At 62.9% G+C, this 21409-nt stretch carries 23 protein-coding genes and 2 pseudogenes; 15 read left to right on the top strand and 10 right to left on the bottom strand.

The features are described from left to right. Positions 1-785: alpha-isopropylmalate synthase regulatory domain-containing protein (locus tag BGO62_RS01680; RefSeq protein WP_296638842.1), on the top strand; the 785-nt coding region annotated here is incomplete at its 5' end. 36 nt (positions 786-821) lie between these two features. Here BGO62_RS01680 and BGO62_RS01675 read toward each other — a convergent pair. The 3 genes from BGO62_RS01675 to purU form a co-directional block, all read right to left on the bottom strand. Further along, on the bottom strand, positions 822-1169 hold the full coding sequence (locus BGO62_RS01675) for a DUF2069 domain-containing protein (RefSeq protein ID WP_296638843.1): 348 nt from the start codon (positions 1167-1169) through the stop codon (positions 822-824). A gap of 65 nt (positions 1170-1234) precedes the next feature. Further along, a complete protein-coding gene (gene wrbA, locus BGO62_RS01670) occupies positions 1235-1828 on the bottom strand; it encodes an NAD(P)H:quinone oxidoreductase (RefSeq protein WP_296638841.1) in 594 nt (197 codons plus the stop codon). Positions 1829-1939: 111 nt separating this feature from the next. Further along, the gene (purU, locus tag BGO62_RS01665) at positions 1940-2794 is read right to left on the bottom strand and encodes a formyltetrahydrofolate deformylase (RefSeq protein ID WP_296638840.1); all 855 of its coding nucleotides are present in this window, start codon (positions 2792-2794) and stop codon (positions 1940-1942) included. 493 nt (positions 2795-3287) lie between these two features. Between purU and BGO62_RS01660 the strand changes: the two genes are divergently transcribed. The 8 genes and pseudogenes from BGO62_RS01660 to BGO62_RS01625 all read left to right on the top strand — a co-directional run bounded on the left by BGO62_RS01660 (position 3288) and on the right by BGO62_RS01625 (position 10778). Beyond that, entirely contained in the window at positions 3288-6182 is a 2895-nt protein-coding gene (locus tag BGO62_RS01660; RefSeq protein ID WP_296638839.1) for a ribonucleoside-diphosphate reductase subunit alpha, read from the top strand. 355 nt (positions 6183-6537) lie between these two features. Then, a complete protein-coding gene (locus BGO62_RS01655; RefSeq protein WP_296638838.1) occupies positions 6538-7677 on the top strand; it encodes a ribonucleotide-diphosphate reductase subunit beta in 1140 nt (379 codons plus the stop codon). Positions 7678-7733: 56 nt separating this feature from the next. Beyond that, positions 7734-7922, top strand: coding sequence for a type II toxin-antitoxin system HicA family toxin (locus BGO62_RS01650; protein WP_296638837.1), 189 nt, complete (start codon positions 7734-7736; stop codon positions 7920-7922). A gap of 2 nt (positions 7923-7924) precedes the next feature. Next, a complete protein-coding gene (locus tag BGO62_RS01645) occupies positions 7925-8323 on the top strand; it encodes a type II toxin-antitoxin system HicB family antitoxin (RefSeq protein WP_296638836.1) in 399 nt (132 codons plus the stop codon). Between the two features lie 8 nt (positions 8324-8331). Continuing rightward, positions 8332-8492 (top strand): annotated as a pseudogene (locus BGO62_RS01640) (ribonucleotide-diphosphate reductase subunit beta); the annotation flags it as partial. A 1-nt stretch (position 8493) separates the two neighbouring features. Beyond that, the gene (locus BGO62_RS01635) at positions 8494-8748 is read left to right on the top strand and encodes a type II toxin-antitoxin system HicA family toxin (protein ID WP_296638835.1); all 255 of its coding nucleotides are present in this window, start codon (positions 8494-8496) and stop codon (positions 8746-8748) included. Beyond that, positions 8745-8960, top strand: a complete 216-nt coding sequence (locus BGO62_RS01630) for a type II toxin-antitoxin system HicB family antitoxin (protein WP_011312485.1) — start codon at positions 8745-8747, stop codon at positions 8958-8960. The genes BGO62_RS01635 and BGO62_RS01630 overlap by 4 nt, the downstream gene beginning before the upstream one ends. 405 nt (positions 8961-9365) lie before the next feature. Next, positions 9366-10778: pseudogene (locus BGO62_RS01625) on the top strand (PLP-dependent aminotransferase family protein). Here BGO62_RS01625 and BGO62_RS01620 read toward each other — a convergent pair. Together BGO62_RS01620 and BGO62_RS01615 are read right to left on the bottom strand one after the other, a co-directional pair. Beyond that, positions 10773-11081 (bottom strand): hypothetical protein, encoded by a 309-nt coding sequence (locus BGO62_RS01620; RefSeq protein WP_011312483.1) that lies wholly within the window; start codon positions 11079-11081, stop codon positions 10773-10775. The pseudogene BGO62_RS01625 and the gene BGO62_RS01620 overlap by 6 nt on opposite strands. A 3-nt stretch (positions 11082-11084) precedes the next feature. Beyond that, positions 11085-11690: a cytochrome c oxidase subunit 3 family protein gene (locus BGO62_RS01615; RefSeq protein WP_011312482.1), complete on the bottom strand. Its 606-nt coding sequence runs from the start codon at positions 11688-11690 to the stop codon at positions 11085-11087. A 669-nt stretch (positions 11691-12359) separates the two neighbouring features. Here BGO62_RS01615 and BGO62_RS01610 point away from each other — a divergent pair. From BGO62_RS01610 to BGO62_RS01595, 4 genes are all read left to right on the top strand, one after another. After that, positions 12360-13136, top strand: a complete 777-nt coding sequence (locus BGO62_RS01610) for a PEP-CTERM sorting domain-containing protein (RefSeq protein ID WP_296638834.1) — start codon at positions 12360-12362, stop codon at positions 13134-13136. 131 nt (positions 13137-13267) lie between these two features. Next, positions 13268-14032, top strand: coding sequence for a hypothetical protein (locus BGO62_RS01605; protein ID WP_296638833.1), 765 nt, complete (start codon positions 13268-13270; stop codon positions 14030-14032). Between the two features lie 318 nt (positions 14033-14350). Beyond that, complete coding sequence (locus BGO62_RS01600) at positions 14351-14788, top strand: VOC family protein (protein WP_296638832.1); 438 nt, start codon at positions 14351-14353, stop codon at positions 14786-14788. A 48-nt stretch (positions 14789-14836) separates the two neighbouring features. Continuing rightward, the gene (locus BGO62_RS01595) at positions 14837-15271 is read left to right on the top strand and encodes a YciI family protein (protein WP_296638831.1); all 435 of its coding nucleotides are present in this window, start codon (positions 14837-14839) and stop codon (positions 15269-15271) included. Between the two features lie 101 nt (positions 15272-15372). Here the strand turns inward: BGO62_RS01595 and BGO62_RS01590 are convergent, their stop codons facing one another. The 3 genes from BGO62_RS01590 to BGO62_RS01580 form a co-directional block, all read right to left on the bottom strand. Next, positions 15373-16200 carry a DUF2182 domain-containing protein gene (locus BGO62_RS01590; RefSeq protein WP_296638830.1) on the bottom strand — a complete coding sequence of 276 codons (828 nt, stop codon included), beginning with the start codon at positions 16198-16200 and terminating at the stop codon, positions 15373-15375. Beyond that, on the bottom strand, positions 16136-16738 hold the full coding sequence (locus tag BGO62_RS01585; RefSeq protein ID WP_296638829.1) for a DUF1326 domain-containing protein: 603 nt from the start codon (positions 16736-16738) through the stop codon (positions 16136-16138). The genes BGO62_RS01590 and BGO62_RS01585 overlap by 65 nt, the downstream gene beginning before the upstream one ends. 155 nt (positions 16739-16893) lie before the next feature. Continuing rightward, the gene (locus tag BGO62_RS01580) at positions 16894-18576 is read right to left on the bottom strand and encodes an FAD-dependent oxidoreductase (protein ID WP_296638828.1); all 1683 of its coding nucleotides are present in this window, start codon (positions 18574-18576) and stop codon (positions 16894-16896) included. Positions 18577-18998: 422 nt separating this feature from the next. Here BGO62_RS01580 and BGO62_RS01575 point away from each other — a divergent pair, with 422 nt between their 5' ends. Next, a complete protein-coding gene (locus BGO62_RS01575; protein ID WP_296638827.1) occupies positions 18999-19862 on the top strand; it encodes a methyltransferase domain-containing protein in 864 nt (287 codons plus the stop codon). A 73-nt stretch (positions 19863-19935) separates the two neighbouring features. On the opposite strand, the gene BGO62_RS01570 is transcribed toward BGO62_RS01575, so the two are convergent. Both BGO62_RS01570 and BGO62_RS01565 read right to left on the bottom strand, forming a co-directional pair. Then, positions 19936-20268: a YegP family protein gene (locus tag BGO62_RS01570; RefSeq protein WP_296638826.1), complete on the bottom strand. Its 333-nt coding sequence runs from the start codon at positions 20266-20268 to the stop codon at positions 19936-19938. 70 nt (positions 20269-20338) lie between these two features. Further along, positions 20339-20593 carry a GlsB/YeaQ/YmgE family stress response membrane protein gene (locus BGO62_RS01565; RefSeq protein WP_296638825.1) on the bottom strand — a complete coding sequence of 85 codons (255 nt, stop codon included), beginning with the start codon at positions 20591-20593 and terminating at the stop codon, positions 20339-20341. A 305-nt stretch (positions 20594-20898) separates the two neighbouring features. Between BGO62_RS01565 and BGO62_RS01560 the strand changes: the two genes are divergently transcribed. After that, the coding region (locus BGO62_RS01560) for a radical SAM protein (RefSeq protein WP_296638824.1) at positions 20899-21409 on the top strand (511 nt) is incomplete at its 3' end.

Genomic DNA, 21409 nt, shown 5'->3' with positions numbered 1-21409 from the left:
GCCGCGACGTGTTCAATTGCGACACGCGCATCGACGCCACCCAGATCGTGCCGGCCTCCAAGCTCGCTTCCACCATCACTGGCTACCCGGTGCAGCCGAACAAGGCCATCGTCGGCGCCAACGCCTTCGCCCACGAATCGGGCATCCACCAGGACGGCGTGCTGAAGCACCGCGAGACCTACGAAATCATGCGCGCGGAAGATGTCGGCTGGCACGCCAATCGGCTGACGCTCGGCAAGCTGTCGGGCCGCAACGCGTTCAAGACCAAGCTTTCCGAGCTCGGCATCGTGCTCGACAGCGAGGAAGCGCTCAACGCCGCGTTCGCCCGCTTCAAGGATCTGGCCGACAAGAAGCGCGAGATTTTCGACGAGGACCTGCAGGCGCTGGTGTCCGACGAAGGCTACGCCGCCGGGCATGAACGCTACAAGCTGGTATCGATGAAAGTGTGTTCCGAAACCGGCGAAGTCCCGCACGCGCAACTGGTGTTCACCGACGAGGGCGCCGAGAAACAGGCCGCGGGAGATGGCTCGGGCCCGGTCGATGCGACGTTCAAGGCGCTCGAATCGGTGGTCAACAGCGGCGCCGACCTGCTGCTGTATTCGGTCAACAACATCACCAGCGGCACCGACGCGCAGGGCGAGGTGACGGTGCGGCTGGCGCAGGACGGGCGCGTGGTCAACGGCCAGGGCGCCGATACCGACATCGTGGTGGCTTCGGCCAAGGCCTATCTGCACGCGCTCAACAAGCTGCACAGCAAACGCGAGCGCGCGCATCCGCAGGTGTGAGCCATGCCGAATGAAAAACGCCCCGCGGGGCGTTTTTTATTGCGCCTGCCGCGACGGCGCGCTGAACTTGGCGTAATAGATCGCGGCGAAGAAGAACGCCACCGACAGCGCGACCTCGGCGCCGGCGAGCCATGCCGACAGGCCGGTATCCGACCATGCGCGCACCACGCCTTCGCTGAAGTAGGCCAGCACCAGCATCGGCGCCCATTGATAGGTATAGCGGCGGCCTTTCAGGATGCCCATCAGCGGCAGCAACAGCGGCAGCGCCTTGAGCGCCAGCGAGGAACCGCCGGGGCGGATCGGCGCCAGCGCCAGTTCCCACGCCAGGCAAAGGAAAATCAGCGCAATCAGGCTGACGCTGGAGACGATTTGCAGGGTTTTCATGCGTCCGGCTTCCGGCAGCATGCGCCGGCCCTCGATCCCGCTGCGCGGGTTCCTCGCCGGGCGGCTCATGCTGCCAGCTTCACGGCGGTTTCGGCCAGGCGCTTGCCGAGCGCGATGCACAGCGTGCGCTCGTCGCCGGTGAGCGGCTTGTCGTCGCCGGCGCCGGCCCAGTGGCTGGCGCCGTAAGGGGTGCCGCCGCTCGCGGTATGGGTCACTTCGGGGTGGGTATAGGGCAGGCCGACGATCAGCATGCCGTGGTGCAGCAGCGGCAGCATCATGCTGGTCAGCGTGGTTTCCTGGCCGCCGTGCAGGCTGGCGGTGGAGGTGAACACGGCGGCGGGTTTGCCGGCCAGCGTGCCCTTGGCCCACAGCGCGCCGGTGGTGTCGAGAAAATACTTCAGCGGCGCCGCCATGTTGCCGAAGCGGGTGGGCGAACCGAGCGCTATGCCGGCGCATTGTTCGAGGTCGGCCAGTTCGACATAGGGCGCGCCTTCTTCCGGCACCGGCGGCTCGGCCACCTGGGTGCGCGGCGCCAGCGGCGGCACGGTGCGCACGCGGGCGGCGGCGCCGGCCACCTGGTTGACGCCGCGTGCCACCAACTGCGCCATCTCGCGCACGCTGCCGCCGGCGCTGTAATACAAAACAAGAATTTCGGTCATGGCTGCTCGTCTGCGAAGGGCTGAGGGGCGAATCGGTCGGCCGGCGCGTCCTGCCTGGCGCTGGCCGAAGGCGGAAGTATACGGAAAGCGGTGCGGCGCCGGCGCGCCGGCTCAGTCGAACACGACGGTCTTGTTGGCGTACACCAGCACGCGGTTGTCGAGATGCCACTTCACCGCGCGCGACAGCACCACCTTCTCCAGGTCGGCGCCTTTTTTGATCAGGTCGTCGAGGCTGTCGCGATGCGAGATGCGCGCCACGTCCTGTTCGATGATCGGGCCGTCGTCGAGGGTTTCGGTGACGTAGTGCGCGGTCGCGCCGATCAGCTTGACGCCGCGCTCGAACGCGCGGTGGTAGGGCTTGGCGCCGTGAAAGGCGGGCAGGAAGGAGTGGTGGATGTTGATGATGCGGTTGGGGAAATGGCGGATGAAATCCGCCGACAGCACCTGCATGTAGCGCGCCAGCACGATGAAGTCGATCTTCTGGTCGCGCAGGATCGCCAGCTGCATCTGCTCGGCTTCGTGCTTGGCGTCCTTCTGCACCGTCAGGTGCTGGTAGGGCACGCGGTAGGCGTCGGCCAGCCAGCGCGTGTCCTCGTGGTTGGACAGGATGATCGGCAGTTCGCAATGCAGTTCGCCGCTCTGGTAGCGGTAGAGCAGGTCGGCCAGGCAGTGGTCGAACTTGGAGACGAACACCGCCATGCGCGGCTTGCGGCTCGATTCGGCGAGCCGCCAGGTCATCCCGAAGCGCTCGGCAATGGGGCCGAAGGCGGCGGCGAAGTCGGCCAGGTCGAGGCTGAAATCCGCCAGATCCCATTCCACCCGCATCAGGAACAGCTTCAGCTCGGCATCCTGATGCTGGTCGGCGTGCAGGATGTTGGCATTCTGTAATAGCAGGAAATCGGCGATGGCCGCGACCAATCCCTTCTGGTCGGGGCAGGAAATCAGTAGAACGGCGGTATGACGCATGGTGGCGCCCGGCAATCCGGGGTGTGGGTTTTACGCAATCATAACCAAAATTCCCCTGCTCATCCCGAGGTGATGCGGCCGCTTCCCGGTTTCATGACGAGTCGCGCAAAGATTCAGCAGTCTTTGCGCAGCGCAGGCATGTATTCATGCCCGCTAATAAGCTGAATTTGAACGCATCCATTGGCCGAATTGGCTGTTTCTCGGCGCCAGCCCGCATCCAGCCATGCGTCTGTTCATTATTTAGGCATGCCGCCAGGCAAAAACTTTGATTTGCCATGGGATTTTCCGGCCTGTGAAAAATGCCGGCGCAATAAAACGAATCCGGGTTGACATGTCTGGCTGGGCACCTAGAATTTGTACCCGGCTCCCACCCGTACCACAAGATGTTGTGAATAAAACTGTGAGCGGGAGCTGGGAAAGCTGTGCATAAGGTGTGAATATCGCGCCGGCACGGCCGTCTGGTTTTGTTACACCCACCGAGGAGACCCCATCGATGTTGAATGTCGCCACCGAATCCGCTGCATCCGCCCCCATTCCCCCGCTCGAAACCGCCGACGTGGCGGCGACCGATACGCGCTACGCCGACTACAAGATCATCCGCCGCAACGGTGCGGTGGTCGGCTTTGCGCCCAATAAAATCGCCATCGCCGTGACCAAGGCCTTCATCGCGGTGCAGGGCGGGCAGGCCGCGGCCTCGGCGCGCATCCGCGAACTGGTCGAATCGATCACCGGCCAGGTGACCGCCGCCCTGCTGCGGCGCACCCCCAACGGCGGCACCTTCCATATCGAGGACATCCAGGATCAGGTCGAGCTGGCGCTGATGCGCTCGGGCGAGCACGAAGTCGCGCGCGCCTACGTGCTGTACCGCGAAAAGCGCGCGCAGGAGCGCGCCGCGCAAAAAGCCGCCGGCGTGCCCGACGTCCAGCTCCACGTGATCGAGGACGGCCAGAAGAAGCCGCTCGACACCGCGCGCCTGGCCGCGCTGCTGGCCGACGCCTGCAGCGGGCTGGGCGACAACGTCAAGGCCGAGCCGATCATGCACACCGTGCTGCGCGACCTCTACGACGGCGTGCCGATGGCCGAAGTGGAAAAGGCGCTGGTGCTGGCCGCGCGCTCGATGATCGAGCAGGACCCGGGCTATTCCTTCGTCAGCGCGCGGCTGCTGCTCAACTCCATCCGCCACGAAGTGCTGGGCGAGGCGGTGACGCAGGCGCAGATGGGCGCCCGCTACGCCGACTATTTCCCCGCCTACATCAAGAAGGGCATCGCCGCCGAACTGCTCGACGAGAAGCTCGGCCAGTTCGACCTCGCGCGCCTCGCCGCCGTGCTCGACGCCGGTCGCGACTACCAGTTCGGTTACCTCGGCCTGCAGACCCTGTACGACCGCTATTTCCTGCACATCGAAGAGTCGCGCATCGAGCTGCCGCAGGCCTTCTTCATGCGCGTGGCGATGGGCCTCGCCATCAACGAGATCGACCGCGAGGCGCGCGCCATCGAGTTCTACCAGGTGCTCTCCAGCTTCGACTTCATGAGTTCGACGCCGACCCTGTTCAACGCCGGTACCCGCCACAGCCAGCTGTCGTCGTGCTACCTCACCACCGTCACCGACGACCTCGACGGCATTTACCAGGCGATCAAGGAAAACGCCATGCTGCAGAAGTACGCCGGCGGGCTGGGCAACGACTGGACCCCGGTGCGCGCCATGGGCGCCCGCATCAAGGGCACCAACGGCAAGTCGCAGGGCGTCGTGCCGTTCCTGAAAGTCGTCAACGACACCGCCGTCGCGGTCAACCAGGGCGGCAAGCGCAAGGGCGCGGTGTGCGCCTACCTGGAAACCTGGCACCTCGACATCGAGGAATTCCTCGACCTCAGGAAGAACACCGGCGACGACCGCCGCCGTACCCACGACATGAACACCGCGAACTGGATTCCCGACCTGTTCATGCAGCGCGTGATGGAAGGCGGCGACTGGACGCTGTTCTCGCCCAACGACGTGCCCGACCTGCACGACCTCTACGGCCGCAAGTTCGCCGAGGCCTACACCGAATACGAACGCCGCGCCGACCGCGGCGAGATCAAGGTGTTCAAGCGCATTCCCGCCGTGCAGATGTGGCGCAAGATGCTGTCGATGCTGTTCGAAACCGGCCACCCCTGGATCACCTTCAAGGACCCGTGCAACATCCGCAGCCCGCAGCAGCACGTCGGCGTCGTCCACAGCTCCAACCTGTGCACCGAGATCACGCTCAACACCAGCGACACCGAGATCGCCGTGTGCAACCTCGGCTCGGTCAACCTGGTGAATCATCTCAAGGATGGCAGGCTCGACCTCGACAAGCTGAAGGCGACCATCCACACCGCGATGCGCATGCTCGACAACGTGGTCGACGTCAACTACTACGCCGTCGGCAAGGCGCGCAATTCCAACCTCAAGCACCGCCCGGTCGGCCTCGGCATCATGGGCTTCCAGGACGCGCTGCAGGAACTGCGCGTGCCCTACGCGTCGAACGAGGCGGTCGAGTTCGCCGACCGCTCGATGGAAGCCGTCGCCTACTACGCCTTCTGGGCCTCGACCGAACTCGCCGCCGAGCGCGGCCGCTATTCCAGCTACGAAGGCAGCCTGTGGAGCCGCGGCATCCTGCCGCAGGACTCGCTGAAACTGTTGATGGAGGAGCGCGGCGGCTACCTGGAAGTGGACAGCTCGGCCACGCTCGACTGGGACGCGCTGCGCGCGCGCATCGGCCAGTACGGCATGCGCAACTCCAACTGCCTGGCGATCGCGCCGACCGCGACCATCGCCAACATCGTCGGCGTCTCCGCGTCGATCGAGCCGACCTACCAGAACATCTACGTCAAATCCAACCTGTCGGGCGAATTCACCGTCGCCAACAAGTACCTCGTCGCCGACCTGAAGAAGCTCGGCCTGTGGGACGAGGTGATGGTCGCGGACATCAAGTACTTCGACGGTTCGCTGGCGAAGATCGACCGCATCCCGGCCGACATCCGCACCCTCTACGCCACCGCGTTCGAGATGGAAACCCACTGGCTGGTCGAGTGCGCCAGCCGCCGCCAGAAGTGGATCGACCAGGCGCAGAGCCTCAACATCTACATGGCCGGCGCCAGCGGCAAGAAGCTCGACGAGACCTACAAGCTGGCGTGGATACGCGGCTTGAAGACGACGTATTACCTGCGCACGCTGGGCGCCACCTCGGCGGAGAAATCCACCGGCAAGGGCGGCGAGCTGAATGCGGTGTCGGCGGGCGGCGGCGCGGGAGCGATGGGCAGCAGCGCATCCGCGCCCCAGCACCTGCCCGAGCCGGAGATTGTCGGCCAGGCGTGCACCATGCGGCCGGGGGACCCCGGGTTCGAGGAATGCGAGGCGTGCCAGTAAGGGGGCAGGGGAGGGTGAAGCCTTGCCAATGGATGCGCTTGCGATAAACAGCGATTCGTTGGCCGGGGGTAGCCCTAAAGGACTCCGATCCACTACGCACTAAAAGTGCGTGTGGAATCGTATGCCCGGCGCTAGTCACTTTCTTTTGCGTCGCCAAAAGAAAGTAAGCAAAGAAAAGGCGGCCCTGCTGCGCCACTCGCTCCTTCGGAGCTCGAACAGTGCTCGCCTTCATCCCCGCTGACTCGGTTCAGTCGGGGTGGCGAGAAGGGGCGACCCGGCGTGCAGACCGTGGCAACAGAAATGAAAATTGGTGGGCAACCACCGTGGTTACAAAAACCATAAGGAGATCTAAACGATGCTGAATTTTGAAGAAGACTTCACCCCCGCCACCAAGCCCATGGACGTGCCGTCCTTCCTGCGCAAGGAATCCGCCGCACCGCTTGGTGCCGACGTGGTCGCCGATCCCGCTCCGCAGGCGCGCCGCGTGCAGGCCGCCGACAAGCGCGTGATCAACGGCGCGACGGACGTGAACCAGCTTGTCCCCTTCAAGTACAAATGGGCGTGGGAAAAATACCTCGCCGGCTGCGCCAACCACTGGATGCCGCAGGAAGTGAACATGAGCCGCGACATCGCGCAGTGGAAAGACCCCGCCGCGCTCACCGAGGACGAGCGCCGCCTGGTCAAGCGCAACCTCGGCTTCTTCGTCACCGCCGATTCGCTCGCCGCCAACAACATCGTGCTCGGCACCTACCGCCACATCACCGCGCCCGAGTGCAGGCAGTACCTGCTGCGCCAGGCTTTCGAAGAGGCCATCCACACCCACGCCTACCAGTACATCGTCGAAAGCCTGGGCCTGGACGAAGGCGAGATCTTCAACGCGTATCACGAAGTCGCCAGCATCCGTGACAAGGACGACTTCCTCATCCCCTTCATCGACACGCTCACCAACCCGAACTTCAAGACCGGCACCCCCGAGGCCGACCAGGCCCTGCTGAAGTCGCTGATCGTCTTCGCCTGCATCATGGAAGGCATCTTCTTCTACGTCGGCTTCGTGCAGATCCTCGCGCTGGGCCGCCAGAACAAGATGACCGGCGCCGCCGAGCAGTACCAATACATCCTGCGCGACGAGTCGATGCACTGCAACTTCGGCATCGACCTCATCAACACCATCAAGCTGGAAAACCCCCACCTGTGGACCAGCGAGTTCAAGGCCGAAATCCGCGGCCTGATCCAGAAGGGCGTCGAGCTCGAATACCGCTACGCCGAAGACACCATGCCGCGCGGCGTGCTGGGGCTGAACTCCGCGCAGTTCAAGGAATACCTGCGCTTCATCGCCAACCGCCGCTGCCAGCAGATCGGCCTCGACGAAATGTTCCCCGGCGTCACCAACCCCTTCCCCTGGATGGCCGAAATGATCGACCTGAAGAAGGAGAAGAACTTCTTCGAGACGCGCGTCACCGAGTATCAGACGGGCGGGGCGTTGAGCTGGGATTAAGTGCTGAGCACGCGCCCAAATTCCGCGTTGTTTTGTGTATTTGTGTGTAATACAATATGAACAGCGCGGAACTCATCAAACGGCTGGAACGCGAAGGCTGGATCAGGGCAGGCGGCAAGGGCGACCATGCCAAGTACAAACACCCTGAAAACCCCGGCCACGTTGTTGTACCCCATCCGCGCAAAGACATTGCCATAGGCACCCTGCGCAACATCTACCGGCAAGCCGGTTGGGAATGGAGGTAAACATGCTGTACCCCGTCTATGTACACGTTGGCGACGCCAAACACGCACACGGCGTTACCGTGCCCGACTTTCCCGGCTGCTACTCGGCAGCAGACAACTGGGACGAACTCCCCGCCAAAATCCAGGAAGCCATCGAAGTCTATTGCGAAGGCGAGGACATGGACATTCCTGCCCCCACCCCACTGGAAACTTTAACCGCCCAGCCCGAATATCAGGACGGCGTGTGGATGTTGGTGGACGTTGATGTTTCCCAACTCTCTACTCGTCCGGTGCGATTGAACGTGTCATTACCGGAAGGCTTGGTAAAGCGGATTGATACCTATGCCAAGGCGCATCATCTGAGCCGCTCGGGGTTTCTGGCGAAGGCGGCGGTTTCGGAGATGGAGCGGCAGGGACGATGAGGCCGAATGCCAACCGCCGCTGCCAGCAAATCGGCCTCGACAAAATGTTCCCCGGCGTCAGCAACCCTTCCCCTGGATGGCCGAGATGATCGACCTGAAGAAGGAGAAGAACTTCTTCGAGACGCGTGTCACTGAGTATCAGATGGGCGGGGCGTTGAGCTGGGATTGAAATGGCGAAGCTCGCGAAGCTGATCGAGCAGATCCTGCTGGGCCGCAGCGATGCCAATATCGGCTTCGACGAGCTGTGTCATGTCCTGATCGGCCTTGGCTTTTCGCAGCGCACCCGGGGCAGCCATCACATTTTCAGCCATCCTGACGTTCTGGAATTGATCAACCTCCAGCGCGATGGCGGCAAGGCCAAGCCCTACCAGGTTCGGCAAGTTCGCGCCATAATCCTTCAATACAAACTTGGAGCCGAGGAATGAATCCGAAGTACGAAATCATTCTGTACTGGAGCGAGGACGACCAGGCCTTCGTCGCCGAAGTGCCCGAACTGCCCGGCTGCATGGCGCATGGCGATTCGCAGGCATCCGCGCTCGCCAGCGTCAACGAGGCGATCGCGCTGTGGATCGCGACTGCCGAGGAACTCGGAAGATCCGTGCCGACCCCGAAGGGCAGACGCCTCGCCTATGCCTGATGCTTGTTTTGTCCCACGCTTCATCGCTATCGACGCTGCCAGCGGATCGGGCTGGACGATGCTGAAATGGTGTCTGACCCTGCAGAAATGGTGACCCTGTTTTGTATCTGCGTGCACCTGCGTGCAGCCCCCCTCGCCCCTGATTCGACAACGCCGCCGCCTCTGTCCGCGATAGCACCTCCATCCGCCCCGTCGGCGAAACCTGCGCGTCAACGACTCCACGTTCCATATTTGTCATCTCTGTTCCGTGTGTAGGAGGGAGAAGGACACGGCGTGCGGAGCGGGCCATGGAAAAGCGGCGCGCGACCGGCTCGCGGCGGTGCGGCGGCTGAAGATTTCGAAGACAACGGATCAGGCGAAGCCACCGGGTGAAAGCGCCGCCGCCAACGCTGATAGCATCTGCGTATGAGCCGCTATCACGACATTGCCGAGCACACAGAGAAACTGATCGTCGACGGCGTGCTGCGCGCGGGCGACCGCCTGCCTTCGGTGCGCCAGGCCTGCCGCATCCATGATGTGAGTCCCGTTACCGTCACGCAGGCTTACTACCTGCTGGAGAGCCGCGGCCTGATCGAGGCGCGGCCGAAGTCGGGCTATTTCGTGCGCGCGCGGCTCCGGCAGAACCTGCGCGAGCCGGACATGACGCGCCCGGTCGCCAGCTCGACACAGTTGCAGGTCAGCGATTTCATTTTCCAGATTCTCGAAAGCGTCCGCGATCCGTCGGTCGTGCCGCTGGGTTCGAGCTTCCCGAGCCCGTTTCTGTTTCCGCTCGACAAGCTCGGGCGTTTTCTGGCGAGCGCCGCACGCAAGCTCGACCCGCTCGCCACGGTCATCGACCTGCCGCCCGGAAACGAGGAGTTGCGGCGGCAACTGGCCTTGCGCTACCTCGCGTCCGGCGCGTCCGTTTCGCCCGACGAAATCGTCATCACGTGCGGCGCGATGGAGGCGCTCAACCTCTGTCTGCAGGCGGTCGCCCGGCCCGGCGACCTGATCGCCATCGAATCGCCGGCCTTTTACGCCGGGCTGCAGGCGAGCGAGCGGCTCGGGTTGAAGGTGATCGAAATCCCGACCCACCCGCGCGAGGGCATCAGCATGGCCGCCCTGGCGGAGACGCTGCAGCGCCATCCGGTCAAAGCCTGCCTGTTCATGCTCAATTTCTCGAATCCGACAGGCAGCCTCGTTCCGGACGAGCGGAGAAAGTAACTCGTCGAATTGCTGCATCGTCACGACGTGCCGCTCATCGAAGACGACGTCTACGCGGAGCTTTATTTCGGCCGCCAGGCGCCCTTGTGCACCAAAGCCGTGGATCCGCACGGGATGGTGATGCACGTTTCGTCGTTCTCGAAAAATCTCGCGCCCGGATACCGCGTAGGCTGGGTCGCGGCCGGGCGCTTCGCCGAGCGCGTCCAGCGGCAAAAATTCTCGACGACGCTGGCGACGACGATTCCCGTGCAAATCGCGCTCGCGGAATATCTGAAACACGGCGGCTACGAGAACCACCTGCGGCACTTGCGGCGCAAGCTCGCCGAACAGGAAGCCGCACTGGCCGCGGCGATCGAGCCGAATTTTCCGGAAGGCACGCGCCTGGCGCGGCCCGACGGCGGCTATTTCCTGTGGCTGGAACTACCGCCGCAGATCGACACGCTGGTCTTGCATCAACGCACGCTGGCGCGAGGCATCAGCACCGCGCCCGGCCCCATTTTTTCGGCGAAGCGGGAATTCACCCACCATCTGCGGCTGAATTTCGGCCATTCGGACTCGCAGCGCCAGCAGGATGCGATGGTGACGCTGGGGCAATTGATCGCCGAACAGTTATAGCGTCGCCCAACGGGCGAACTGGTCGCCGAAAAAGGCGATGCCGATCAGCGCAAGCGGCGCGAAGGCGACGAACGCCAGCACCACCCGGCGGATGAATGGATGGGCCAGCTCGACTTCGATGAACCCGCGGGCGACGAGCACGCCCTTCAGCCAGACGGTGCCGGCCACGAAGAGCTGCAGCCAGACGCCGCCGTCGAACCACCGCCCGGCGACAACGCTGAACAGGGTCAGCGCGACCAGTCCGGCCCACGCGAAGGTGAGCGGCGCCAACCGGGAGATGGGCTGTTTTTCGATTGTGCTCATGGTTCAGGCCAATACGTAGCAGAGTTGGAAGATGACCAGCCAGATGATGTCGGTCGCGTGCCAATAGCTCGCCAGCGCCTCCAGGCCGCTGTAATCGTCGGACGAATACGCCCCGCCGAGGTGGCGTGCCAGAACCCAGAAAATGCCGAGAATCCCCCAGAACGAGTGCACCAGATGGTTGATCGTCAGGTAGTAATAGACGGTGAAGAAAATCCCCGCCTCGCCATTGATCCCTTGCGCGAGGTTCGCCTGGACTTCGAAAAACTTCACGACGGGATAACCGAGCGCCACGACCAGTCCGGCGACCAGCCACCAGAACGACTGCCGGCGTCGACCGGCGCGTATCGTTGCCACCGAGCAGGCGATGAAAAAGCTGCTGGTGACCATGATCAACGTAATCGCGGTGCCCGAAGCGAGCGAAAGGCGCTGCGCGCCCTGCTCGAACGCGTCCGGAAAGTGGGCACGCGCGACGAAATAGACAGCGAAGAGAACGATGAACTCGACGAATTCGCACGTGATCCCCGCCCACATGCCCCTGTTGCCCGGTATTCGGCCGGTCACCGTGCGCACTTGCGGCCGGGATGGCGCTTCAATAGCGAGAGTTGTCATTTTTCCCTCCATTGCCTTTCTTCGATATTGTCCCCGCCCTATCAAAACGGTGCAGACACAGAAAAGACGAATCCCGACCGGCACAGACAACGCAAGCGCGGACGAAGAAATGGGGTCAGACACCATAACCCCGCACGCCCTTAATCGCCGCGGACATGGGGCCTCGCAGAATGCCGCCGAACTCATAGCTAAAGTGGGCAGCTTGAGCTAACCCGGGTTTCCCGGACAGTTTAATCAAGCACCCAAATAAATGGGGTCAGATTGGCCTACAGCACGCGATTCAGCCCCGACGTCGTTTCCCGAGATGCCACGATTTGGTTACGCCTGCAGCGTTTGGCTTCTTATAGCGCCATGTCCGATGCGCGGATCAACTCGGCAGGCGAGGAGACTGAAGCAAGCTCGGACGAAGACACGCCGAAACTCAGGGTGACCAAAACTCCGGGGTCAGGTCTTGCATTAACACAACGGCCGCGGGAAAAAACAATAGGGGGCCGACCAAGGTTTCAGGACAAGCCGATTCGAGCGGAAGAATCTTGGGGTCAGGTACCGTCTCGAAGCGCAAGCATGGGCTGACTGAAGGAATGTTTTAGACTTACGAACTGACTCGTCAGTCCGGATAACAATATTGCCTTGGCGAGCGCTAACAATAATCAATTCAGGGAGCTTGATATGCACAACACGACAATACGCTCAGCCCAACTTCTGCTAGCGGCCATATCGTTCGCGTTTTCCATGGCAACGGAGGCGGCGACGACGCTCTATTCGGTAGGTGGTGGCTGGTTCTCCGACGCGGGCGAGCACATTGAAATGAATTCCATCTATGCAGTGGGCGGCGGGTTGGATGGGTATACCCGTAACAATTTCTTTCTGTTTGATCTGTCGGGCGTGAGCGGGCCGATCACCACTGCGACGCTGCGGCTGTATAACCCTGACACATCGGATTCGCCCTCTGTGCCTTATGGGTACACGAGTTCTGACCCGACTGAAACCTTTGCTTTGTTTGATGTCTCCACGGACTTCTTTAGTGAGCCCACCGGGGGCACGCATCTGGTGGGAGAGTATGAGGTTGGCTCGGTAGCCGGGCAAAGTATTTTCAATGATCTCGGATCGGGGCAAAGCTACGGCACGTATACCGCCAGCTTGGCGGACAACGGTCACTTTGTTGAAATCAACCTGAACGCATCGGGGCTGGCCGCATTGAATGCAGCCAGTGGCATATTTGGGATCGGAGGCTCGATCACGACGCTGGATGGCATGGTCAACAGAGAGAGCCTGTTCGTGTCCAGCTTTTTATCCTTCCCAGGACCGAATGGCGCACAACTAGTGGTCAGCAGCGTGCCGGAGCCGAGTGAGACGGCACTGTTCATTGCGGGACTTGGACTGGTCGGACTGACTGCGCGTCGTCGAGCGGCACGCGGGAGTCAGGGACGGGGTCAGTTGCATTAACACATAGCGCCTGCCACCGGGTTACCGTTCCCGTGGTGGTGTAAATGGGGTCAGACACGATTAGTCTCCAAGGAAATCTAAGAATCAAAGAGACCTGGCTCACATTGTTTCCCCCCGTTCTCCGAAATGCGATGAAGAGACCGGGCTCGAAGCACTTGCCCTGGCCGCGCCGGCTGGCGGCGGCCTTGCTGGCTTTGGCTTGCGCGTCATGCATTGCCGTGCCCGTCGGGGTTTTCACAAAGTCGCCGTATAGCCCGGAGGTTCTGCGGAAGCTTGCCGCAAAAGACGCCGACAGGGATCGGGTAAGACAGGTCCTGGGGAGCCCCGTCCTGACCAAGGCCGGGGGCGACTATTGGTTTTATTGGAACTCGCGCGCGACGTGGGGGATCATCGGCGGACACGGCAGCGCGGTCATCACCGATGACGAGTGGCTCGCCGTGCGATTCGACAAGGCCGGCAAGGTGGTGTTCGTCGAGAAAAACGACCTCGGCAAGTGCCTGTCGAACGGCATGTGCTTCGGTGGCATGGCTCCCGCTGCCGACGACGCGTTTGCCAAGGCATACCAACCGAAAGCGGACGAGTGCGCGGTCTATCTTTTCCTGGACCGCCTGCCCTGGCCGTTTCCGGCCGGAACCGTAAAGTACTTCGTCGATGGCGCGCCGATCGGCAATGTCGAGTCTGACACCTACCTCTTCCTTTCCCGCGCGGCAGGCAATATCGACATTGCCGCATACGACCTCAAGATCTCCGCGCAGTGCATCGGTGGAGAGAAGCTTTACGTGAAGGCCGTCAAGAAAATCGATACGTCCTGGCTCACCGGAGCAGACTTGACGCCGCTCTCCGCCGAGGCAGGCGAAACGGCCATCAGCAAGCGCCGCGCCGCGCTGCATGATTAGCAACGGGGCCGTCCGTTTTCATAGGCAAGAATGAAACAATAAATGGGGGCGGCCCAGCCTGTGCCCCGCTTCGGTGCCGGGCGGTCGCGTTGCAGCAGCCTCCGACTCCCGGGCGCGCCCGTGCTCAGACGTATGCTAAAAAGAAAAGCAGCAAGGCGTCGGGGTTCCACCCCGTGTACGCCCGTTATCCGGGCGGCGCACCGCGTGAAGCACGACGCACCGAACGGGAATAGGTGATCTCCCTGGGGGATTGGATCTCCGACATGGATCATGTTCGCCATCCCTCAGCTTGGAAGTTCACTTCGGAGGAAACAGAACATGGCTCGCGTCAGCACTTACCTCAATTTTCCCCGCTCGACCGAAGCGGCTTTCCTGTTTTACAAGTCGGTCTTCGGCACGGAGTTCGACGCGCCCATCGCCCGCTTCAAGGACATGCCGCCCGCGCCTGACCAGCCGCCGCTGGCTGAAGCCGACCAGGACCTTGTCATGCACGTCGGATTGCCGATTCTGGGCGGGCATGTGCTGATGGGAACCGATGCGCCGGAATCCATGGGCTTTGCCGTCACGCCAGGCAACAACGTATACATCAACCTTGAGCCCGACACGCGCGCCGAGACCGAGCGTCTGTTCGATGCGCTTGCGGCCGGCGGCAAGATCGAGATGCCGCTGCAGGAGATGTTCTGGGGCGATTATTTCGGCAGCCTGGTCGACCGCTTCGGCGTACATTGGATGTTCGACTGCGCCAGCAAGACCTGACACGTTCCCATATCTGGATCCGTCCAATCTCACGCAGGAGACATCGTTATGAGATTCATGATTCTGGTGAAGGCAACCAAAGACTCGGAGGCGGGCGTAATGCCCAGCAAAGAACTTTTTGCTGAAATGGGACGATACAACGAGGAACTGGTGAAGGCGGGAATCATGCTGGCCGGGGAAGGGCTTCATCCTACTTCCAGGGGCGTGCGCGTGCGCTTTTCGGGGGCGGAGCGCACGGTCATCGAAGGGCCGTTTGCCAATCCAGATGAACTGGTTGCTGGCTTCTGGCTCTGGCAGGTGAATTCTCGTGAAGAGGCCATCGAGTGGGTGAAGCGCTGTCCCAACCCCATGCCTGAAGATTCGGAGATTGAAATCCGGCAGATATTTGAAGCAGACGACTTTGGGGCTGAGTTCCCTCCTGAACTGCGGGAGCAGGAGGAACGCCTGCGTGCACAGATTGCCGGCAGGGACCGAAATGAATAAACGGGCCCGGACTGCGCCCATTTATTTCCGCCACCGCCTCAAACCGGGCTTCCAGGCCGGTTTCCAGGGGATGGCCAACATGCTGTTTGCGCCTTGGCCACTTACCCGCTGAGCCCGGCCATCCAGACGCCCCATCCCATCAATGCCAACCCGGCGATTTTGCTCCCCCAGGGTCCCTGCGGCAGGAATTTTTCCAGCAGCACATAGGCCGTCAGCAAGCTGATCCACAGCAGATTCATCACCCCGACGACGAACAGGACAAGCATCAAAAGCCAGCAACATCCCGTGCAATAAAGGCCATGGCGCACCCCCATGAAGAGGGCGCCCCGCTGACCGTCCTGCCACTCGTTGAGCAGGAATCCGATCGGTGAACGGCAGTGCGCGAGACACGCCTGCTTGGCGGGGGTCCATTGGTAAATGCCGGCGGCGATCAGTACCGCACCGCCTAGCTGGGGGCTGGTGGCGACCATCATGGGCGAGATCAACAGGGCATGATGCAGCGCCCATTCGATCAGCGTGACGACAAGGCTGAACCCGCTCCAGACCAATAGATAGCCGAGCAGGAACAGTCCGCTCGCAGGCATCGAACGGCCGCCATGACGCTGCTTCTGGATGCGCGCAAACAGAAGAACCATCGGAGTCGCAGAGGGCGCCATCATGCCGACCATCATGATGATCCACATCGTGAACACCAGCGACAGGTCGCGTATTCCCCAGTCCTGCATGCCGGGCATCGCCATGTCCACCACGTCCATGTGCTCCATGGCCCACGCCTGGTAAAACAGGTAGGCCCATGCCAGCAGGATGATCGAGCCGAGGCCGGCCGCCAGCGCGCCGTTTTCAATGAGCGCCCGGCTCCACTTTTCAGGCGTGGTAGCTGAAGGGCGAATAGAAGCCATTCTTTTTGGAGATCTCCAGATTGAAGCCATAGTCGCTGAAGCTCAGGCGTTTCGACTGGCACACCACGGCGGGATAGCCGGGCACCGGCGTAAAAGGCATGTTGGAGACCGTCACGTCTTCCCCGCCTTGCCCCGTCATCGCCTCGATTTCCATCTCGGCCACATTCGGTATTGCCAGGGTGCGCTGCTTGCCATCCATGCGGTAGTCGATGGCGGCACTCCTGACACCCAGAACCTCCCCGATCAGCGGGCCGAGCGCCGCGAGATGCCCCCCGGCCGCCCCGGAAAAAATCTTCGTCAAGGCGTCCTTTTGCCTGTCGTCGGCTCTTTCGTCCACGTACAAGGCCACTTTCCATTTCGTCTGCAGCATGTGCCCGGGCGAATGCGCAAACAAGGCAGCGTTCAGCCCATCCAGCCGGGCGTCGTCGAAGCTGCCTTGGTCGATGTGCCACCCAATCAGCGCATTGCATACGCCGTCGGTCGGTGGGCCAAGAAATACGCATGGACAAGCCGCTTCACAGTTGCACGACTCGAAATACGTACCCGAAACGTTCCATGGTGCCTTCATGATGACTCACTCCTTATAACGATTGCGGACCAGCGCTTGCAAAACCACATTTCCAAACTGTGACCGCGAGATCGCTCGCCCTTCCTCCTTGTTTTTCCGGCAAGACGCCAGGGTCAGGCTTTGCCTGTTGCCATCGGAAAACCCGGGGCCATGGCTTAACCCGCCACCCTGGCCTTGACTTCGCCCGGCCCCCTGACCTGCGCCAGGTACTGGTGGACATTCTGGATGGAACCTGCGCCTTCGCCGACGGCGGAGGCGACGCGTTTCATCGAGTCCAGCCGTACGTCGCCGACGGCGAATATGCCGGGTACGCTGGTCTCGAAGTTCATCGGTTGGCGGTCCAGCGGCCACAGCGCGCGGTCGACGCGTGGCCCGGTGGGGATGAAGCCCTTGGCGTCTCGCTGTACCACGCCAGCGAGCCAGTCGGTATGGGGCAGGGCGCCAATCAGCACGAACAGAATTCGCACCGGTATCGTCTCGACTGCGGTGCTGGCGCGATCGTTGACCTGCAAGGTTTCCAGACGATCGCCTCCTTCGCCGCCGACCACCTCGGCCTCGAGTTTCAGCTGGATATTCGGCGTGCTGCGGATCTGCTGCACCAGATAATCGGACATGGTGCGTCCGAGCGCGTCGCCGCGTACGATCAGGGTGACGCTGCGGGCGAATTTCGCCAGGTGGACCACGGCCTGTCCTGCGGAATTGCCGCCGCCCACCACGGCCACGTCGAGGCCCCGCACCAGGCGGGACTCGCCGAAGGTGGTGTAGAAGATGCTGATGCCGACAAAACGCTCCAGTTCAGGAACCTCCAGACGGCGATATTTGGCCCCGGTGGCGACGATCACCGAACTTGCGCTGACTTCGCGCCCGTCCGACAGGCTGAGGATCTTCCCGTCCCCGTCGAGCCGCAGCCCTGTGGCCTCCCGTGAAAACACGAACTTCGCGCCGAACAGCCAGGCCTGCTGGTAGGCGCGCTGGGTGAGCTCGGCCCCGCTGATGCCGCGCGGGAAACCGAGGTAGTTGCGGATCAGCGAGCTGGCCCCGGCCTGTCCGCCGATCACATGCCGTTCGATTGCCAGCGTGCCCAGCCCTTCGGAGCCTGCGTACATCGCCGCAGTGAGTCCGGCCGGCCCGCCGCCCACCACCGCCACGTCGCATTGCAATGCGTCAGGGCTTTCGCCGACGCCGTCCATGATCTCTGCATCGCCGGGATTGACGAGCATCGAGCCGTCCAGCAGGAAGACGAGCGGCAGCGCCTGCTGCCCGGCATGATGCTTGTCGACCAGCTGGTCGGCCATCGGGCTGCCGGCCGGGTGGAAGCCATGGGGAATGCCGTTGCGGTCGAGGAGCTCGCGGATCTCGTTCGCGCGCGTGGAATACTCGTCGCCGACGATGTGGATCAACTCCATCCCGGGGCGATGGAGCCGTGTCCATTCGGCGAGAAACTCGCTGACATAGGGATACAGGTGCACCTCGGCGGGCGCCCAGGGTTTGTAGAGATAGTTGTCGAGCTGACCCAGGGCGCAGGCCTGCAAAATCACGGGCGAGGCATCGCGGTCGCCCCAGGAGACAAGCAGCGCGCGCTTGGCCGTGGGCTCGATGGTGCGCACCCGCCCGAGAAATTCGTCGCCGTTCATCTCGGGCATCCATTGGTCGGCGATGACCAGGGCAATTTCCTCGCCGTCGGCCTTGAGCCTGGATACGGCATCGAGCGCGGATTGCGCCGAGAGGTGGGGTTCGACACGGTAGTCGCCGCCGAAGCGCCGCGTGAGGGCGTCGAGCATCGATGCCAGGGCGGTCGGCTCATCGTCCACGACCAGAATGACGGGTCTTTCGAGCATGGCAGGTTCACCTCCGTGGCGGCCGCTGGGGACGGCACCTGATCGCAGTGACTTTTGCGCGGGCAAGACCGACTGGGTTGGAGACAGGCCAACGCCCGAAAGGGAGCGCTGCGCAGACGCCGGAGAATAAAGAAGTATAGAAAAGCACGCACCCAATACAAATCGGGGCATGGAGGAGCAGGCTGCGTCCCGGCGCCTTCACACGCAAGAAAGGGGGCGCGTGCATTGACGCGCAGGCGTCTCGGGATCGGGCTTGTAAGGCCAAATCTCGTGGATCGGCTGCTTGCGCATCCGATCCACGGATATCGCGAATAACCCATTTCCGCGATCCGCCCGTCAAATCCAGTGTCCTATGATGTGAGGATTCCCGGAGATCAATCCCGCCATCCGCAAGCGGCATGACTCCGATGGAGGGAACGGCCATGAACACCGAAACACGCGCAACGCCCAGCCTCGACCAGATCCGTGACCAGCAGCGCGAAACCTGGGACAAATTCTCTGCGGGCTGGAAGAAGTGGGACGCAACGGTCATCGGCTGGATTGCCCCGTTCGGCGAGGCGATGATCCGGCATGCCAGGTTGCGCGAGGATTCCGAGGTGCTCGACATCGCCGCCGGCACCGGCGAACCGGGACTCACGGCGGCGGCACGGGTGCCGCGCGGCCGGGTGACGGTGACCGATCTCGCCGAGCACATGCTGGAAGGGGCGGCTGCGAAGGCCGCGCAGCGCGGCTTGCGCAATGTCGAGACGCGGGTCTGCGACGCCGGTGCGCTGCCTTTCGTCGACGCGAGCGCCGATGCCGTGCTGTGCCGCTTCGGCTTCATGTTCTTTCCCGACGTCGCGGCCGCCGCGCGCGAATTCGCACGGGTGGCGAGGCCGGGCGCACGCGTCTGCACGGCGGTATGGGGCGAACCAGAGAAGAATCCCTGGGCAACCGGCATCATGGGAACGATCGCCCGGCATGTGGACATGCCCGCGCCGCCTCCGGGGGCGCCGGGCCTGTTCCGCTGCGCGTCGCCAGGCTACATGCGTGCGCTATTCGCCGAGGCGGGCTTGCGCGACATCGTCGAGGAGGAGGTGAGCTGCGACATGGTCATCGACACGCCGGAACGCTACTGGGAATTCATGACCGACATCGCCGCGCCGGTGGTGGCCGGGCTCGCCAGGGCGGACGCGGATGCGCGCGAGCGGATCCGCGCCGAGGTGCTCGGCCTGGCGAGCCAGTTTCTGCGCGACGGGGTCGTCCGGATGCCGTCGGCGGGCACGGTGGTCGTCGGCACGCGTTAGCGCCCCGCGGCCCCTCATCGTTCCAGGCAGGACTTGCCCCCGTCAGGGCGGGGCAAGTCCATGCGGGAAGGGTTCAGGTATTGTCTTTCACGGTTGTGCTCGTGCCGTTCGACTTGACCGATGCAATGCCGGCGTCGCGAGAATCGGCGGAGGCGTACATCTGACTCGTGCCGATCACTTGATGATTGGCGGCCTTCAGGTTGAAGTAGTGCTTGCCGTTCGAGGCGAGCTTCTTCTCATAACGCGCATCCACCCCGCAGTTGCTCTGCACCGAGGCAATGCCGTTCTCGGCCGAAGCCTTGGTGTGATAGAGCTCGCTGGTGAGCAGGGTTTCCGCGTTGTCAGCCTTGAGAACGAAGCGGAACTGACCATCCGAACTCTTGTTCAACTCGAACCATCCTGCCATGTCTCTTTCTCCTTTGTGGTCGTGGTAAACGACGCCCGATGCGTCGGGTGATGACACTACGGCACCGGGGTTAAGCCTTCCGGAAAATGCCGAGCTTGCCGAGGATGAAGATCAGCAGCACGGCGCCGCCGAATGCGACGATGAAGCGCGCGATGCCGCCCACGGCCGCGAAGCCCAGCAGCCCGGCGATCCAGTAGCCGAGCATCGAGCCCACCACGCCGACCGCCACGTTGGCGATCCAGCCCATCTGGGCGTCGGTCTTCATGACCATGCTCGCCAGCCAGCCGACGATGCCGCCAATGATCAACGAGACGATCCAGCTCATGGTGTTCCTCCCTTGAGGGTCGAAATTCAAATTTCGCGTGCGCGCATTTCGCGGGGTCAGCGCATGGCCGTCGCCGTTCAGGTCGAGCATCGAGGCGAGTCCCGCAGCCTGAAGAATCCCATGGTCACTCCTTTGCAGCTTGGTGGGACGCCATGCCCTGCAGAATCGCATACCGCCTTGCTTCACTGTAGCAAAGATGGATCGGACGATTGGCCGGCCTGTGCGTTTGGGGCAGATCCTGCCCGGTTGCTGGCGGCCAGCCTGCCGCAGCCGACCCTGGCCACCGTGCTACCATCCCGCCCGCCATGCGAATCCCCCAACTCCGACAACGTCTGCGCGACCTCGGCGCTGCGCCCTGCCACGAGGGGCGCGTGCTGCGCGCCTGGGCGCAGGGACGCTCGCTCGACAACAAGCGGCGGCGCGCCGAGGACTTCCTGCCGCTGGCGGTGCGCAACGATCTGCCCGGCCTGTTCGACGAGCTGCGCGGACTGGCGCGGGTGCATGCCGAGCATCCCGGCGAGGATGGCTCGGCGCGCCTGCTGGTGGCACTGGCCGACGGTCAGACGGTGGAGGCCGTGCTGCTGCCGCGCGACGGCGTGTGCGTGTCGACCCAGGTCGGCTGCGCGGTGGGCTGCGTGTTCTGCATGACCGGTCGCGCCGGCTTGCTGCGCCAGCTCTCCAGCGCGGAAATCGTCGCCCAGGTGGTGCTGGCCAGGAGCCGCTGCCCGGTGAAGAAGGTCGTGTTCATGGGCATGGGCGAGCCGGCCCACAACCTGGACAACGTGCTGGAAGCGATCGGGCTGCTGGGGGTCGAGG

Origin of the sequence: Thiobacillus sp. 65-1402, from assembly GCF_001897685.1 — a bacterium.
Taxonomy (GTDB): Bacteria; Pseudomonadota; Gammaproteobacteria; order Burkholderiales; family Thiobacillaceae; genus Thiobacillus.
This window is presented reverse-complemented; position numbering and strand designations above follow the sequence as displayed.

What these genes read in the sequence shown, in the direction of transcription:
- BGO62_RS01615 (WP_011312482.1), bottom strand. Translation starts at nt 11,690, where the DNA reads ATGACAACTCTCGCTATTGAAGCGCCATCCCGGCCGCAAGTGCGCACG.
- BGO62_RS01600 (WP_296638832.1), top strand. Translation starts at nt 14,351, where the DNA reads ATGGCTCGCGTCAGCACTTACCTCAATTTTCCCCGCTCGACCGAAGCG.
- BGO62_RS01635 (WP_296638835.1), top strand. Translation starts at nt 8,494, where the DNA reads ATGGCGAAGCTCGCGAAGCTGATCGAGCAGATCCTGCTGGGCCGCAGC.
- BGO62_RS01630 (WP_011312485.1), top strand. Translation starts at nt 8,745, where the DNA reads ATGAATCCGAAGTACGAAATCATTCTGTACTGGAGCGAGGACGACCAG.
- BGO62_RS01650 (WP_296638837.1), top strand. Translation starts at nt 7,734, where the DNA reads ATGAACAGCGCGGAACTCATCAAACGGCTGGAACGCGAAGGCTGGATC.
- BGO62_RS01590 (WP_296638830.1), bottom strand. Translation starts at nt 16,200, where the DNA reads ATGGCTTCAATCTGGAGATCTCCAAAAAGAATGGCTTCTATTCGCCCT.
- BGO62_RS01605 (WP_296638833.1), top strand. Translation starts at nt 13,268, where the DNA reads ATGAAGAGACCGGGCTCGAAGCACTTGCCCTGGCCGCGCCGGCTGGCG.
- BGO62_RS01660 (WP_296638839.1), top strand. Translation starts at nt 3,288, where the DNA reads ATGTTGAATGTCGCCACCGAATCCGCTGCATCCGCCCCCATTCCCCCG.
- BGO62_RS01675 (WP_296638843.1), bottom strand. Translation starts at nt 1,169, where the DNA reads ATGAAAACCCTGCAAATCGTCTCCAGCGTCAGCCTGATTGCGCTGATT.
- BGO62_RS01620 (WP_011312483.1), bottom strand. Translation starts at nt 11,081, where the DNA reads ATGAGCACAATCGAAAAACAGCCCATCTCCCGGTTGGCGCCGCTCACC.
- BGO62_RS01570 (WP_296638826.1), bottom strand. Translation starts at nt 20,268, where the DNA reads ATGGCAGGATGGTTCGAGTTGAACAAGAGTTCGGATGGTCAGTTCCGC.
- BGO62_RS01565 (WP_296638825.1), bottom strand. Translation starts at nt 20,593, where the DNA reads ATGAGCTGGATCGTCTCGTTGATCATTGGCGGCATCGTCGGCTGGCTG.
- BGO62_RS01580 (WP_296638828.1), bottom strand. Translation starts at nt 18,576, where the DNA reads ATGCTCGAAAGACCCGTCATTCTGGTCGTGGACGATGAGCCGACCGCC.
- BGO62_RS01610 (WP_296638834.1), top strand. Translation starts at nt 12,360, where the DNA reads ATGCACAACACGACAATACGCTCAGCCCAACTTCTGCTAGCGGCCATA.
- BGO62_RS01595 (WP_296638831.1), top strand. Translation starts at nt 14,837, where the DNA reads ATGAGATTCATGATTCTGGTGAAGGCAACCAAAGACTCGGAGGCGGGC.
- purU (WP_296638840.1), bottom strand. Translation starts at nt 2,794, where the DNA reads ATGCGTCATACCGCCGTTCTACTGATTTCCTGCCCCGACCAGAAGGGA.
- BGO62_RS01585 (WP_296638829.1), bottom strand. Translation starts at nt 16,738, where the DNA reads ATGAAGGCACCATGGAACGTTTCGGGTACGTATTTCGAGTCGTGCAAC.
- BGO62_RS01575 (WP_296638827.1), top strand. Translation starts at nt 18,999, where the DNA reads ATGAACACCGAAACACGCGCAACGCCCAGCCTCGACCAGATCCGTGAC.
- wrbA (WP_296638841.1), bottom strand. Translation starts at nt 1,828, where the DNA reads ATGACCGAAATTCTTGTTTTGTATTACAGCGCCGGCGGCAGCGTGCGC.
- BGO62_RS01645 (WP_296638836.1), top strand. Translation starts at nt 7,925, where the DNA reads ATGCTGTACCCCGTCTATGTACACGTTGGCGACGCCAAACACGCACAC.
- BGO62_RS01655 (WP_296638838.1), top strand. Translation starts at nt 6,538, where the DNA reads ATGCTGAATTTTGAAGAAGACTTCACCCCCGCCACCAAGCCCATGGAC.